A 15958-nucleotide genomic window follows, 5' to 3' on the forward strand; every position below is an offset into this window, starting at 1 on the left:
TGAGAGCGACTGTCATTATACAAAGCTTCTAAAAACCGTATTTCTTAATCCTACTTCCAGCAATACTAAAAATCCAGCAAGCCATATAAACGGTCTGAATTTTTCATCATAATCATAAAACTTAAGTTCTTCTATTTCTGTAGTTTCTAGTTTATTGATCGATGCATAAATCTCGGCTAACTTATTATTACTGGTTGCTCTAAAATATTTTCCATCGGTTTTCTTGGCAATATTTTTCATTAATTGCTCATCAATCTCCACTTTCATCATTTGGAACAAAAATTTTCCATTAGGCGCAATAGCATACGGAAACATTGCCATACCATTAGTGCCAATTCCTACCGTATACACTTTTATTCCGTATTGTTTAGCAATGTCAGATGCCGTTTCTGGCTCAATAAATCCGGCATTATTTACACCATCTGTCAATAAAATAACCACTTTACTTTTAGCTTGACTGTCTTTTAATCTGTTTACTGCAGTTGCTAGTCCCATACCTATTCCGGTTCCGTCTTGCAAAACATTGTCATATTTAATGCTGTTAATGGCATTAAGAATAACAGCTTTATCACTGGTTACTGGTGTTTTTGTATACGCTTCAGAGGCATAAACCACAAGCCCAATTCGGTCATTTGGTCTTTCTTGAACAAAATCGGCTGCTACTCTCTTGAGGGCTTCCATTCTATTAGGTTTCAAATCTTTGGCAAGCATACTTCCTGATACGTCAATTGCCATTACAATATCAATCCCTTTTGTAGTTTTCGTTTTATTGCTAATGTCTACCGTTCTTGGTCGTGCCAATGCAACGATTAATGAGCATAAGGAGAGTACTCGCAACACGTTTAACATGGGTTTTAACTTGGTCAAAAATGATTCTGAACCTTTGAATCCTTCCAATGAACTCATTTTCAAGGTAGCCGATTGCTGCTTGTTTTTTTGGAAAAACCAAAAAACAACAATTGGGATTAATACAAACAACCAAAAAAATTCTGGGTTTAAAAAAGTGATTTTGTCCATTATTTACTTGCTTGTTTTAATTCGACTGTATTTAAAACCCGTTCCGAAATTTCATTTCCATAAGAATCTCCTTCTTCATGAAAAATTAAAATTTGTTGCAAACCGCCTTCTTGACTAAACAATAGTGCCTCATAATACATTCGTGCTGTAGTTTTGTTTTGGCTGTCTAGTTGAGAAAAAGTTCCGTAGGCTTTTAATCCTTTTACACCTTCTGGCGTTTCAAATTCTTCTTGTTTGACAATCATGTTTTGTGCTCCTTGTGCTTCTAAAGATTGTAAAGCACCGTCCATTGATTTGGCCAAGTCAATTTGAGTTTCGGCCTTATATTTTAAAGTAGAAACCATCACATAGAAACGATCTACAATGCTACCATAACCAAAAGATTGCATTTCTTTGATCAATGCCATTCCGTTTTTAGGAAGCGTTTTGGTAAGGTCTACACGTTTTAAAACCTTTGGAGTTTCAATGATAATACCTGGATTTCCGTATTCACTTTTCACCCATTCGCCCTCTAATAATTCCTTAGTAGGGTGACCCATAATGTTGTCTTTCACAAAATCAAAACCTCTAGTTGCAATAAAATAAGCGGTCACAGCTGTTACAAGAAAAACAACACTTGCAATAGCGGTTTGAATGCGTTTTTTTCTTTGCTTGCGTAATTGTAATTCAATTTGTTTTTGTTTTTGAGCTTCGTTTAAAAGTAATTCTTCTTCAAGCGGAACCTCAACTGGAATTGATTTATCTAACGTTAAAATAACTTTTTGAATTTTGTTGCGATCCTCCGTTATTTCAAAATCAAGAGGTTTTGATTTGGCAAATTTTACTAAATCGGCTTGTTTTAAAACACGCTCCAGATTTTCAATAATTTCCTTTGAAAGTGTCATTTTCCTTTTGACAGAAGCCGCTCTTAATCCCTGAATCAACTCAGATGTTGTGCTTTCCATGGCTGGAATTTCAATCGCTTCTTCGATATAATTTCTGGCAATATCCGTTAATTCACTATAATAAGCCTTGACTTCTCCTTTTTGCCAAAGTTCTTTTCGCTCTAAGGTGTCTAGTAATGTTGTTGCTTTTTCAATAGGAGTTTTAAAAACTTCTTCTTGTAATTTTTTCTCCTGACGCTTTTTTAGAAACCAATAAACTAAAACAGCAATCCCGGCAAGTAATAGAATTGACAAAACATATTTCCACCAGTTACCCATAGTCTCCTCTTCTGGAGCAATGTCTTTAATGTCATACATTTTTTGTTTTAGTGTATCCACTTGCACATTGGCAACTTCTACTAAAAGTGAATCTGTAAGAAAGGCTTGGTTGTTGATGAAAATTTTAAACCTAGGAATAACATACCTCCCAGAATCAAACTGGGTAAGTCCGTATCTTTTTGTCAATTCATACCTACCGTCTATTTTAACGGTATCAACTGGATAAGACTGAATGACTTCTAATGCGCCAAAGTTTCTCGATTTTGGAAAAATTACTCGGCTTGACGAATCTACCGTTGTTTTTATGGACAACTTAAACTCGGCACCAATCTTATTTTTTATTGTATCAATACTTGTAACCACTTGCTTTTGTTGTGCAAAAACAGCCGTAGAAAGCAGCAATAGTAGTAGATATAAATGTTTTTTCATGTTGTATTATTGAACCTCTTTTGATTTTTGATTGCAGGTAAACAATTTGTAATGCCCTATTTAAGCCCGAAACTTCTATTTATTTTTTATCAAAAATCTGATTTTATTACCTCGATTTAAAGTAACTCAGCAACTTAGTCACATAACTTTCATCAACTCTTGTGTTCACCACACCTGAACCTGATTTACTAAACGTTTCCTTAAAATAATTTACCTTATCATGGTAGTGTTTTTCATAACTAGTACGAACTGTTTTAGACCCTGTGTTAATCAACTCAATAGCACCTGTTTCGGCATCAAGCATAGGAACCATTCCTAAATCTGGCATTTTTTCTTCCCGAATATCATATACTCGTATTCCAGTAACATCATGTTTTTTGGCAGCAATTTTTAGTGTTTGTTCATAACCGTTTGCCATAAAATCAGAAATAACAAATACTATTGCTTTCTTTTTTTGAGTTCCTGATAAAAACTTTAAGGCTTGCGCTAAATCTGTTTTTTTGCTCTTTGGCTCAAACTCTATCAATTCTCTAATGATTCTTAATACATGCGACCTTCCTTTTTTTGGTGGAATATACAATTCTATTTGGTCAGAAAACAAAATTAAACCAATCTTATCATTGTTTTGAGTGGCTGAAAAAGCCATAGTTGCCGCAATCTCTGTAACAATATCTTTCTTAAATTGATTTTTAGAACCAAAACTTTCTGATCCCGAGATATCTACCATTAGCATCATGGTCAGCTCTCGTTCTTCCTCAAAAACTTTTACGTGTGCTTCATTATATCTTGCGGTTACATTCCAGTCAATTGCTCGAATGTCATCCCCATATTGGTACTGTCGCACCTCACTAAAGGTCATTCCGCGTCCTTTAAATGAGGTGTGATATTCACCCGAGAAGATGTGATCGCTCAATCTTCTGGTTTTAATTTCTATTTTTCGAACTTTTTTTAAGAGATCTTTTGTATCCATTTTTTTTAGTTTTCAGTCGCAGTTTTCAGTCGCAGTGTACAAGTCATATCTTGTACACTGTAACTAAAAACTGAAAACTAATTTTTAAGGTACTTCTACTTCGTTTACAATTTTATTGATGATGTCAACAGACGTAACGTTTTCTGCTTCGGCCTCATACGTAATTCCTATACGGTGGCGTAACACATCATGCACAACTGCACGAACATCTTCAGGAATAACATACCCACGGCGCTTGATAAAAGCATAACATTTTGCGGCATTCGCCAAATTGATACTTCCACGAGGAGAAGCTCCAAAACTGATTAAAGGTTTTAAATCAGCTAGTTTATATTTTTCAGGATAACGCGTTGCAAACACAATATCCAAAATGTATTTTTCAATTTTTTCATCCATGTACACCTCTCTTACGGCTTCTTGCGCACGCAAAATTTGTTCAACAGATACTACAGCATTTACTTTTTCATAGCTTCCTTTTAAGTTTTGACGAATTACAAGGCGTTCATCTTCCATCTTAGGGTAATCGATAACCGTTTTCAACATAAAACGATCCACTTGAGCCTCAGGCAATTGATACGTCCCTTCTTGTTCTACTGGATTTTGTGTTGCCAATACTAAGAAAGGTCTGTCTAGTTTAAAAGTAGTGTCACCAATGGTTACTTGCTTTTCCTGCATCGCCTCAAGTAATGCCGATTGTACTTTGGCTGGAGCACGGTTGATCTCATCTGCCAAAACAAAATTGGCAAAAATAGGACCTTTTTTTATAGAAAATTCATTTGCCTTAATGTTGTAAATCATAGTACCCACAACATCCGCAGGAAGCAAATCTGGAGTAAACTGGATTCTGCTAAAAGATCCTTGAACGGCTTGCGCCAAAGTGTTTATGGCAAGAGTCTTTGCAAGTCCAGGTACACCTTCAAGTAAAATATGACCTTGCCCTAAAAGCCCAATCAACAATCGCTCAACCATGTGTTTTTGACCCACAATGACTTTGTTCATTTCCATAGTCAAAAGATCTATGAACGCACTCTCTCTTTCTATTTTTTCATTGATAGCTCTTATGTCTAAAGTCCCCGTATTTTCTTCCATTATATCTTTTTTAAAACCTTGTATTTAATGCCTTCGTTTTGAAGCTGCAAATTGAATTTTTTTTTAGAAGTAAGATGTTAAAAAATGGTTAAAACTTCAATAAAATAGGTAATTTTAAGGACATATTGTGATACAATTTTTATATTTTTAAGAACTTTGAATATTATACTTTGATTTCAAAGTTTTGTACCTTTAAACAAAAAAAATCAACCATGAGCAAAACAAAAATATCACCCATAATAGCAGGGGTCATGAATTGGGGAATTTGGGATAAAAAACTCAATACCAAAGAAATGGAAAATATGATCAATGTATGTCTTGAAAATAAAATAAGCACTTTTGACCATGCTGATATTTATGGAGATTACACCACCGAATTTGAATTTGGTAAAGCATTAGCTGCAAGTAAAATAGATAGAGAAAGAATACAACTAATCTCTAAATGTGGCATTCAAATGGTAACTGAAAACAGAAACAACACCGTTAAAAATTACCAATATTCACAAGAATACATCATAAACTCAGTTGATAATTCCTTGAAAAACTTGCAAACAGATTATCTAGATGTACTCTTATTGCACAGACCTAGCCCTTTAATGCAAGCAGATGAAATTGCTGAGGCGGTTTTAAAATTAAAAACGGCTGGGAAAATTAATGATTTCGGATTATCAAATTTTACCACCTCACAAACAGAACTCATCCGCACCAAGACCGAAGTTTCATTCAATCAAATTCAGTTTTCGGCTACGCATCATGAGCCCATGCTAGATGGCAGCCTTGACTATATGCAAATTCACGGCATTCGTCCTATGTCATGGAATCCACTCGGATCCGTTTTTAGAGAGGATATCCCACAAACGAGAAGACTAAAAAAATTACTAGCTACGCTGGTTTCAAAATACCATTTAGGATCTGATTCTATTTTATTGGCTTGGATTTTAAAACATCCAGCTCAAGTAATTCCTATTGCAGGAACTGTAAATGTGGCACGCATTCAATCACTACAAAAAGCAGTTGAATTAGAGCTAGAACATGAAGATTGGTTTGCTATCTGGACCGAAAGCATGGGTCATAAAGTACCTTAGTATCTTTTAATCTTTTTAAAATAAAATTATCCTAATAATGACTAAAACTGCATTAATAACTGGAGCTACTAGCGGTATAGGAAAAGCAACCGCACAGCTTTTAGCAAAAAACAATTATAAAATTATCCTTTGCGGAAGACGAGAAGATCGACTAGATGATTTAAAACAAGAACTCTCAAAACTTACCGAAGTTCACACTTTAAACTTTGATGTACGTGACAAGAAGGCGGTTTTTGATAGTATTAACTCAATTCCAGAAAACTTTGAAACCATAGATATTTTGATTAATAATGCAGGAAACGCACATGGTCTTGACCCAATACAAAATGGAAATTTAGACGATTGGGACGCTATGATCGATATTAATGTCAAGGGACTTTTATATGTTTCAAAAGCTGTGATTCCTGGAATGATAGAACGAAAATCAGGTCATATCATTAACATAGGCTCTATAGCTGGGAAAGAAGTGTATCCAAATGGAAATGTATATTGTGCCTCAAAACACGCTGTTGATGCCCTCAACCAAGCTATGAGAATGGACTTAAATCCCTACGGCATACGAGTGGGTGGCATACATCCTGGCGCTGTAGAGACTGAGTTTAGCGAAGTACGATTTAAAGGCGATACAGAAAAAGCCGCAAATGTATATAAAGGATTTGAACCCCTACATGCCGAGGATATTGCCGATATTATTCATTTTGTGGTATCTAGACCCTATCACGTAAACATTGCCGACTTGATGGTGCTACCAACAGCCCAAGCAGCAGCTACTATTTTAAAAAGAGATTAATTATTATTTCTATTGATTATTATTTATTTCTATTGATTATTTATAAAATCTTCGAATATGGCGAATTACAATTCTTTTGAGGAAATGGGAATTTATCAATTAGCCAGAGAACAAAGCAATCATGTTTGGCATTTGATTCAAAACACAACTCTTGGTCAAGATTATAAATTAAGGGATCAAATCAATGGTTCTTCTGGGTCAGTTATGGATAATATTGCTGAGGGTTTTGGTCGCGGAGGAAACAAAGAATTTATTACTTTTTTGAGTTATTCAAGAGGTTCATGTTGTGAAACAAAAGCACAATTACAGCGTACCTTCGACAGAAAACATATCAACGAAGAAAAGTTTTTGGAGTTAACTTTAAAATCTCAAATTATAATTGACCAAATTTCAAAATTCATGAATTTTTTAAAGAGTTCTGACAGAAAAGGATCAAAATATGACTAATAACTCTGTCTTGCCAACAATAAAAATAGAAATAAATAATAAAAAATAACGATGATCAACAAACGTCTTCTTATTAAAAACTTACTCGCTCACAATGACGAGAGTAGTTTTTATGATAAAAAAAGACAGTTGAACTTACACTCTCGTGAGGGAAAAGCAAAATTTTTAAAACACATTTGTGCTCTTTCTAACTCTAATCCTACTAATAATTCATACATAGTTGTGGGAGTTGAAGATCAAGAAAATACAATTGTAGGTGATGATTTTTTTGACGATAGCCGTATCCAAAATCTTGTAAACGCCTATCTAGAAAATCCGCCCAAAATTCAATACGAGAATGTTCCTTTTCCAAATTTACCAAAAGACAAAGTTGTTGGCTTGGTGACTATAAAACCAAAAAACAAAATTTCGTGCTTTAAAAAAGGAATTCATACCATCCCCATAGCATCTATTTTTATTAGACGCGGCAGCAATACCATACCACTTGACGGAGACTTTGAAAAAAATTATCAAAACACCGAAACCGTAATTGGTATTGAAAACAACTCCAGAAATAGCATTGAAAATACGCTTGATGGCGTTATGGATTTTATGAACCTTCGACACAAGGATATGTCACCAAAATACAAAGTCTTCAAAGAATTATTTGTTATTTGTTGGGCAGGTATTACTAAAAAATATCGAGACAAAACCTATCTTTCTCGTGTAGATATTGAATTAATTAATGAGCAAATTAAACTCTTTTATTCGGCACAAGATGTGGTTGAAATCACTTTTAACGAAGATACTTTTACTATTATTGAGTATGTTCCATTGGGTTTAAATGATAAAACCAGCTATTATCCACTTGAAAAACAAACCATCCATTTTCAAGATAATGGATACTATAAAATTGAACGAGAATTTTTATTTCAACCGCCAGAATTCAATAAAAAATTACTATTTCACATTTATAATGTGAACCTTAGTATTTTAAAAAAGCTAGAAAAGGGATTTGAATTGAGTATTAGAGAAAATAAAGATTTAGAAAACTTACCCTCTACCTTAATGATTTGTTACCTCAACGGTTTTGAAGATGCTAAACAAAAACTGATTGATGCTAAACTAGTATTAAAACCTTTTAAACAAGTGTATTTATCGTTTAAAGAAGCTTTGAGAGTTTTGAGAAAAATGAAATATGATGTACAGTAGAAAGGACATTACGTATGACTTTAAAATTAAACACGTATGGGATGTATTCCTTTTTAATTTCATAATAGTCAATAAAATAATAACCATTTACCATTATTTAAAAAAGTAAATAGTTGAAATTACAAAAAAAGATAGTTCGCTAAAAAAAAGCTACCAATTCTTTAACTAATTGGCAAATAAATTTAGCTACAAGCAATGATAATTCTACAATTACGCCCATTTTAAATAAATTTAGTATTTTTTGTAAATTTAAACTAAAAAAACTAAATAATTACTCACTAAAAACAGTGATTTTTAAAATTGTAAAAAACAACTTAGAAAAAAAGTAAATTCAGCTATTCTTTAATCTTAAAAGTAAAAAAGAAAGTGTATTTTGGCTTTTAAAAAAAGTATCAACTAGAGTAATTATATAGTATTTTTGCAACATTAAAAAAAATAGTACGTACATGAGAACACTTGTAATTGGCGATATCCATGGTGGTTTAAGAGCACTCCACCAAATAATGGAAAGAGCCAAAGTTACCACAAAAGATAAACTTATTTTTTTAGGTGATTATGTTGATGGATGGAGTCAATCCCCTCAAGTACTAGATTTTATTATAGATTTACAAACAAAACAAAATTGTGTTTGTATACGTGGCAATCACGATGATTTGTTACTAGAATGGCTTGATGAGAGTAAAGACAATCTATTATGGTATAAACATGGCGGCGAAGCAACCGTAAACGCCTATGAACTTGTAAGTGTAGCTACAAAACAAAAACACATTGCTTTTTTAAAATCATTAGAAAATTACCATCTTGATGATAAAAGACGCTTGTATGTTCATGCTGGTTTCACAAATATAAACGGAGTTAATTTTGAATATTTTCCGGGACAGTTTTACTGGGATAGAACCTTGTGGGAAACAGCACTAGCTCTTGACGAGAGAATGAAAACAGACCACCCATTTTACCCGAAACGTTTTACATTATATGAAGAAATTTACATAGGACACACTCCTGTGACCCGTATAGGTGAAACCACTCCCGTACAAAAAGCAAATGTATGGAACGTAGACACAGGAGCTGCTTTTAAAGGAGCTCTAACCATACTTGATGTAGATACTAAAGAGTTCTGGCAAAGCGAGCCTTTACATCAATTGTATTTTGACGAAAAAGGAAGAAATTAATTATTATTGCAGTACTTTTACACCATTAAAAAAAAATAAGTATGAAAAAGATTATTACACTAGCATTGCTATTAACAGTAGGTCTGTCACAAGCGCAAGCTTTTAAAGGAGCTGGAGATGTAAAATTTGACCTTGGTGCAACAATTCAAGACGGAGGTACAGGAATAAGAGTTGCAACAGATTTTGGTTTGGGGGAAAACATGTCTTTCGGGATTGCGTCTTCTTATTTATTATCTGTGTCGAATGATGCGCTGGGAAACAAACCAGAATTTGGAGATAGAATTGACGTAAAAGGAAGATTTAGCGCTAATTTAGGAAACGTATTTGAACTAGACCCAAAAATGGATATCTATCCTGGTCTTGACTTAGGTTTACGCAATTTTGGTGCTCACTTGGGTTTCCGTTATTTCTTTACTGAAGGTTTCGGAATTTTTACCGAAGCTGGAATTCCTATTGCTAGCTACAAAACTAATCCGGTAGGTTTTGACAAATTAAACAATCAGTTCACATTTAATGTTGGAGCGTCTTTCAATTTGTAAAACAAAACTATTTTGAAAATAAAAAAAGGCAATTTGAAATTTCAAATTGCCTTTTTTAGTATTTCTATTTATTCGATTACAAATCAAATTTGATTCCTTGTGCTAAGGGTAAACTTGTGGTGTAATTGATGGTATTGGTTTGACGACGCATATACACTTTCCAAGCATCAGAACCAGACTCACGCCCGCCACCAGTTTCTTTTTCACCACCAAAAGCACCTCCAATTTCAGCTCCTGAAGTTCCAATGTTTACGTTTGCTATACCACAATCAGAACCCGTTACTGATAAGAATAATTCTGCTTCACGCAAATTGTTGGTCATAATTGCAGATGACAATCCTTGTGCTACTCCGTTTTGAATTGCAATGGCATTCTCTACCGTTCCAGAATATTTCAGCAAATACAATACAGGAGCAAAAGTTTCGTGTTGTACAATTTCAAAAGCGTTGTCAGCCTCAGCAATAGCTGGTTTTACATAACAACCACTTTCAAAACCTTCACCAGAAAGTACTCCACCTTCTACAAGAATTTTTCCACCTTCGGCAACTACTTTTTCTAATGCTTTATTATACATTTCTACAGCATGAGTATCAATTAATGGCCCAACATGGTTGTTTTCATCCAATGGATTACCAATACGCAATTGCTTGTAAGCCGATACCATGGCATCTTTTACCGTATCATAAATACTTTCGTGAATGATCAATCTACGTGTTGAAGTACAACGTTGCCCTGCTGTTCCTACAGCACCAAATACAGCACCAATAACTGTCATTTTTATATCCGCATCAGGAGTTACAATGATGGCATTGTTACCACCTAATTCTAACAATGATTTTCCAAGACGAGCAGCAACCGCTTGCGCTACAATTTTACCCATACGAGTAGAACCTGTTGCGGATACTAATGGAACGCGTTTGTCGTTAGTCATCATTTCGCCTACTTTATAATCTCCGTTGATCAAACAAGAAATTCCTTCTGGAAGGTTGTTTTCTTTAATTACTTCGGCAATAATATTTTGGCAAGCAATACCACAAAGTGGTGTTTTTTCAGATGGTTTCCAAACGCAAACATCGCCGCAAATCCAAGCTAATGCTGTGTTCCAAGCCCAAACTGCTACTGGAAAATTGAAAGCTGAAATAATTCCCACAACTCCCATTGGATGGTATTGTTCATACATTCTATGTCCAGGACGTTCAGAGTGCATGGTTAAACCGTGTAATTGACGAGATAATCCTACCGCAAAATCACAGATGTCAATCATTTCTTGAACTTCTCCATATCCTTCTTGCAATGATTTCCCCATTTCATAGGAAACTAACTTGCCTAAAGCTTCTTTATTTTTACGTAATTTTTCACCAAACTGGCGTACAATTTCACCGCGTTGTGGCGCTGGCATTGTTTTAAAAGTCTTGAATGCCTCCGTAGCAGTTTGCATTACTTTCTCATAATCGGCAGCGGTCGTTGTTTTTACCGAAGCTATCAGCTGGCCATCTACTGGTGAATGACTTTCTAGAATTTCACCGTTTGAAAAATGATTTATTCCTGTTGACGTTCCTTCGTTTATGGGTTGTACGCCCAATTGCGCCAATGCTTCTTTCATTCCGAATTGATCTGCTATTGTTATCATTGTAACTTTTTTATTAAATATTGTTATATTTTTTTACAAATATATTGATTTAAGCTTGAAAAATACACTTTGGTATTTTATTTTGTTCTAGCCCCGGTAGTAGCGGCATCTCCCGATTTTAAAAAACAAGGCTTTCTCGGCCGTAGTTTTTTTAATCGGGAATACAGCGGATAACGGGAAAAAGCTCCTAAAAAAACTAGTCTTTAGAAACAAATTTAGGATCGGCCTGCATGACTGTGCCACACGAATCGCAAGTGCGCAAGCTTTCTGAATTATAGAAATGTTTGAAATGCGGCAGGAAATCTTTTTCGATATTGTGCAGTTCAAAATAAACTTCATGAAGTTTGTGGTTGCAATTATCGCAAAACCACAGTAAGCCATCGGTAAAACCTTGACCCGCACGTTTGCGTTCAATAACCAGCCCAATAGAACCCTCGGAACGCACAGGCGAATGAGGCGTTTTGGCTGGATTAAGATACATGTCGCCAGGATGTAATTCCATTTCCTTGCGCTCTCCATCTTCTTGAATAATTACTTTTATAGAACCTTCAAGTTGGTAAAATAGTTCTTCGGTTTCGTTGTAATGATAGTCTTTACGGGCGTTTGGACCAGCAACAACCATAACGATATAATCACCAGACTCTGTATATAAATTTTTGTTCCCAACGGGCGGTTTAAGAAGATGACGGTTCTCATTAATCCATGCATTGAGGTTGAAAGGTTTTGCGATTGCCATTTTAGTATGAGTTTCAAAGTTACTAAGCCACTAAGGTACTAAGATTTTAAATGAATCAAGCGACTAATTTTTGACAAAAAAACGAAGGTAGCTTAGCCTTATTTTTGTTTGATTAAATAAATATAAACGGGAAAGTGATCGCTGAAACCAATTTCGGATACTGAATGACGCAACGGATATCCTTTGTATTGCCCACTGCTTTGTATCAAAAAAGACTTGTTGTAAATACCTGCTTTCCAGAAACGATAACTGGAGAAATCGGAACGAATTAAAGTTTCGGAAAGCATTATTTGATCAAAAATATCCCAGGCATCTCGGTGCGCAATGGTACCTAAACCTTTCTGAGCCATTTCTTCGAAGGGGTTGTAAATCCCAAACTCTGGAACGGAGGCTTTTTTGGCTTTGGCGCCAAGCCCTATTTTTACGCTTTTATTATAAGGTCCATCATTGAGATCGCCCATGGTGATGATTTTTGCTTCTGGATTAATTCGCTGTAACGAATCAATTATTTTCCTGTTTAGCAAACCTGCTGCCTCACGATACGGACTTGATTTTTTTTCACCTCCAGAACGCGATGGCCAATGGTTTACAATAATATGTATTTCCTCACCCTCTAGAAAACCAGTTACTAAAAGTTGGTCTCTAGTATACACTCTATAATTTTTAGTGTTTACCTGGGGCTTATCATCAGTTATATCATCTGTTTTTTCGAGAACCTCTTCGGTTTGTGAGTTTCCTTTTTTATAAAGATATAGAGGGATATTGCTAAAGCTAGTAGGTTGGAATTTCTTTTTTTGATACAATAAGGCTACATCGATTCCTCTTTTATCGGGCGAATCAAAATGTATGATTCCATACTCTTTATCAATGATTTTTGGTTCTTTCACAAGGTCTTCTAGTACAGCACGGTTTTCTATCTCGCATCCACCAATGAATGTGGGTGAATCTGGATTTTCTGAAGAACCAATTTCGCCTAGTACACGAGCTAGATTACTAAGTTTTTTTTGGTATTTATCATACGTCCATTTTTGAGTTCCTCCAGGCGTCCACTCCTCATCATAAGTGTCTGGGTCGTTTATGGTGTCGAATAAATTTTCGAAATTATAAAAAGCTACAGTATGAATAATGTATTTTTTGGACTGAGCATTCCCAACTGAACTCCAACCCAACAAAAAAACGAGTGCTAATAGGGTTTTGTAAAACCTAACTTTAAAGTACAACATAATTAAAATCAATTAATTCAGGATAAAAATAGTGATTTGTATCGAATTTCGTATTCTTTCTTAAATGACTATCTTTGAAATCATAAACCGTGTTGCTTAATTTGATGAAACAGTATACCAATACACACAACATTTATAATCCCATTTTTTATTGGGTACTATTGTTTATTTTTGTTTTTCGAACATTCCCTTGTCAATCCCAACCCACTATGATAACACCACCTTATTTACAAAAAGGAGATACAATTGCCCTTGTAGCAACAGCCAGAAAAAATATTGATGATAACTTAAAGCCAGCAATTGACTTGCTACACAGTTGGGGTCTTGAAGTAGTAATAGGAAAGACAATAGGCTTAGACAACAACCAACTAGCGGGTACAGATGAGCAACGCGCAGCCGATTTTCAAGCGCAGTTAGACAACCCTAACATCAAAGCAATTTGGTGTGTGAAAGGCGGCTATGGCACGGTTAGAATGGTCGACTTATTAGATTTTACAAATTTTAAAAAAAATCCAAAATGGATCGTTGGTTTTAGCGATGTGACCGTTTTACACAGTCATTTGAATACCTTAGGATACCAATCGCTTCATGCTATCATGCCACTTACTGCGCCACGAGCAACACCGCAAGCAGTTGAATCATTACGAAAAGCTTTGTTTGGTGAGAAATTATCTTATTCGGTTACATCCTTTTCAAAAAACAAACTCGGAAAAGCAACAGGTCAATTAGTTGGCGGAAATTTATCCATCTTGTACAGTCTGTTTGGCTCTACATCTGCAATTGATTGTTCTGATAAAATTTTATTTATCGAAGATTTAGATGAATATTTATATCATATCGACCGCATGATGATGAACTTAAAGCGCAACGGTTGCCTCGAAAGTATCAAAGGAATTGTAGTAGGATCTATGACCAAAATGAAAGATAACGATATTCCGTGGGGTAAAAATGCACTCGAAATTATTGAAGACGTTACACAAAAATACTCAATTCCAATATTGTATAATTTCCCAGCCGGGCACATTCAAGACAATAGAGCATTGATTTTGGGAAGTAAGGTCACACTAGACGTGCAGGAAAAAGGCGGAACGCTTACATTTGAATAAAAAAAAAGCCTACTCCGTCCGAAGGAGTGGGAGACTTGCCAGAAGTAGTTTAGGAACGTATGCAGTACACTGAATTATGTTTTTTTATTGATGAATTTTAGTTGCAGAAATTAAAAAACTTGAAACCTCAAAACTTGAAACAAAATTTTTAAATGGCTGAACACAACGAACTTGGTAAACTTGGAGAAGAAATGGCTGTTGAGTTCCTGCAAAAGGAAGGCTACACTATTTTGCAAACCAATTATACGTTTCAAAAAGCAGAAATTGACATCTTGGCTGAAAAAGCAGCTGTTCTTGCTGTGGTCGAAGTAAAAACAAGATCTTCCTTGGATTTTGGTTTACCTCAGGATTTTGTGAAGCCAAAAAAAATCCAACTCTTAGTAAAGGCTGTAGATGCTTATGTCACTCAAAATGATCTTGACCTCGAAGTTCGTTTTGATATTATAGCCATTCATAAAGAAGATAAATCTTTTGTGATTGAGCACCTTATCGATGCGTTTTATCACTTTTAAACACATTTTCTAGATGTTATATTTGTAACAAAATGTTTTTTTATTTATCTTTGCACTCTATTTACACACTAACTACGCGTAAAATAACGACCAACTAAAAAAATCCATCATGAAAACTGTTTCTTCAATTGTTGAAAACTACATTAAAACAAAACCTTTTTTATTGAATGCATTATCACTAGGCATCATCAATTTAACTTCATTATCCCGAAATATAATGACAGAGTTGGAGAGTGAATTTGGTAAAGAAGTGAAACAAGGTGCTGTAGTAATGGCGTTGAAGAGATTAACAGAGGAACTGGATTTTAGACTCAACCACAAGATTAACAAAGTCATAAAAAATATTGGCGAAATCACCGTTCGATCAGCATTGACGGACTATACTTTTGCAGCCTCAGAAACGGTTTTGAACAAACAGGCTGATTTAATTGCGGATATCAATGCATTGCCAGACATTTTTTATACTTCATCAAGAGGGGTAAACGAAACGAATATTGTAGTAAGCAACAGCATCAATCATCTTGTAGACAAACATTTTGCAAGCGAAAAACTGATTCAAAAACTTGATGATCTAGCCTCAATTACTGTAAAATTACCCAAAGAAAACATTGTAGTTCCTGGTATTTACTATTTCATCTTTCAACGTTTGGCTTGGGAAGGAATTATTATCAATGAGGTAATTTCGACATCAAACGAGTTCACTATTTTAGTAAGTGAAGAACAAGTAGATGTGGCATTTAAAGTAATAAAGGATTTGAAGAATTAAAAACATTCTAAAATAAACAAAGCTTCCAGCCTTCAAAAGGCTGGAAGTTTTGAC

At 34.9% G+C, this 15958-nt stretch carries 16 protein-coding genes; 9 read left to right on the top strand and 7 right to left on the bottom strand.

Going from position 1 to position 15958, the window contains the following annotated elements:
* Positions 1–15: 15 nt before the first annotated feature.
* The 4 genes from LQ189_RS14525 to LQ189_RS14540 form a co-directional block, all read right to left on the bottom strand.
* Complete coding sequence (locus LQ189_RS14525) at positions 16–1017, bottom strand: VWA domain-containing protein (protein WP_230158134.1); 1002 nt, start codon at positions 1015–1017, stop codon at positions 16–18.
* Positions 1017–2648: a hypothetical protein gene (locus tag LQ189_RS14530; RefSeq protein WP_230158135.1), complete on the bottom strand. Its 1632-nt coding sequence runs from the start codon at positions 2646–2648 to the stop codon at positions 1017–1019. The genes LQ189_RS14525 and LQ189_RS14530 overlap by 1 nt, the downstream gene beginning before the upstream one ends.
* A gap of 106 nt (positions 2649–2754) precedes the next feature.
* Positions 2755–3618, bottom strand: coding sequence for a DUF58 domain-containing protein (locus tag LQ189_RS14535; protein ID WP_230158137.1), 864 nt, complete (start codon positions 3616–3618; stop codon positions 2755–2757).
* 84 nt (positions 3619–3702) lie between these two features.
* Positions 3703–4707, bottom strand: a complete 1005-nt coding sequence (locus LQ189_RS14540) for a MoxR family ATPase (RefSeq protein WP_086453249.1) — start codon at positions 4705–4707, stop codon at positions 3703–3705.
* A 212-nt stretch (positions 4708–4919) separates the two neighbouring features.
* Between LQ189_RS14540 and LQ189_RS14545 the strand changes: the two genes are divergently transcribed.
* The 6 genes from LQ189_RS14545 to LQ189_RS14570 all read left to right on the top strand — a co-directional run bounded on the left by LQ189_RS14545 (position 4920) and on the right by LQ189_RS14570 (position 9931).
* Positions 4920–5792: an aldo/keto reductase family oxidoreductase gene (locus tag LQ189_RS14545; protein WP_158730355.1), complete on the top strand. Its 873-nt coding sequence runs from the start codon at positions 4920–4922 to the stop codon at positions 5790–5792.
* A gap of 37 nt (positions 5793–5829) precedes the next feature.
* The gene (locus LQ189_RS14550) at positions 5830–6582 is read left to right on the top strand and encodes an SDR family NAD(P)-dependent oxidoreductase (protein ID WP_230158139.1); all 753 of its coding nucleotides are present in this window, start codon (positions 5830–5832) and stop codon (positions 6580–6582) included.
* A 57-nt stretch (positions 6583–6639) separates the two neighbouring features.
* Positions 6640–7029, top strand: coding sequence for a four helix bundle protein (locus tag LQ189_RS14555; protein WP_230158140.1), 390 nt, complete (start codon positions 6640–6642; stop codon positions 7027–7029).
* Between the two features lie 51 nt (positions 7030–7080).
* A complete protein-coding gene (locus tag LQ189_RS14560; RefSeq protein ID WP_230158142.1) occupies positions 7081–8220 on the top strand; it encodes an ATP-binding protein in 1140 nt (379 codons plus the stop codon).
* A gap of 446 nt (positions 8221–8666) precedes the next feature.
* On the top strand, positions 8667–9392 hold the full coding sequence (locus tag LQ189_RS14565; RefSeq protein ID WP_086454405.1) for a metallophosphoesterase family protein: 726 nt from the start codon (positions 8667–8669) through the stop codon (positions 9390–9392).
* A 41-nt stretch (positions 9393–9433) separates the two neighbouring features.
* On the top strand, positions 9434–9931 hold the full coding sequence (locus tag LQ189_RS14570; RefSeq protein ID WP_230158150.1) for a DUF6646 family protein: 498 nt from the start codon (positions 9434–9436) through the stop codon (positions 9929–9931).
* Between the two features lie 76 nt (positions 9932–10007).
* Here the strand turns inward: LQ189_RS14570 and LQ189_RS14575 are convergent, their stop codons facing one another.
* From LQ189_RS14575 to LQ189_RS14585, 3 genes are all read right to left on the bottom strand, one after another.
* A complete protein-coding gene (locus LQ189_RS14575; RefSeq protein ID WP_230158152.1) occupies positions 10008–11561 on the bottom strand; it encodes an aldehyde dehydrogenase family protein in 1554 nt (517 codons plus the stop codon).
* A 196-nt stretch (positions 11562–11757) separates the two neighbouring features.
* Positions 11758–12297 carry a 3-hydroxyanthranilate 3,4-dioxygenase gene (locus tag LQ189_RS14580; RefSeq protein WP_230158154.1) on the bottom strand — a complete coding sequence of 180 codons (540 nt, stop codon included), beginning with the start codon at positions 12295–12297 and terminating at the stop codon, positions 11758–11760.
* Between the two features lie 98 nt (positions 12298–12395).
* The gene (locus tag LQ189_RS14585; protein WP_230158156.1) at positions 12396–13520 is read right to left on the bottom strand and encodes an endonuclease/exonuclease/phosphatase family protein; all 1125 of its coding nucleotides are present in this window, start codon (positions 13518–13520) and stop codon (positions 12396–12398) included.
* A 209-nt stretch (positions 13521–13729) separates the two neighbouring features.
* On the opposite strand from LQ189_RS14585, the gene LQ189_RS14590 reads away from it, so the two are divergent.
* From LQ189_RS14590 to LQ189_RS14600, 3 genes are all read left to right on the top strand, one after another.
* On the top strand, positions 13730–14626 hold the full coding sequence (locus LQ189_RS14590) for an LD-carboxypeptidase (RefSeq protein ID WP_230158158.1): 897 nt from the start codon (positions 13730–13732) through the stop codon (positions 14624–14626).
* Between the two features lie 152 nt (positions 14627–14778).
* Positions 14779–15138, top strand: a complete 360-nt coding sequence (locus LQ189_RS14595) for a YraN family protein (protein WP_230158160.1) — start codon at positions 14779–14781, stop codon at positions 15136–15138.
* A gap of 109 nt (positions 15139–15247) precedes the next feature.
* The gene (locus LQ189_RS14600) at positions 15248–15904 is read left to right on the top strand and encodes an aspartate kinase (RefSeq protein ID WP_158730369.1); all 657 of its coding nucleotides are present in this window, start codon (positions 15248–15250) and stop codon (positions 15902–15904) included.
* The last annotated feature ends 54 nt before the right edge of the window (positions 15905–15958 follow it).

It is taken from the genome of Flavobacterium sp. CECT 9288, assembly GCF_918731615.1.
Taxonomy (GTDB): domain Bacteria; phylum Bacteroidota; class Bacteroidia; order Flavobacteriales; family Flavobacteriaceae; genus Flavobacterium.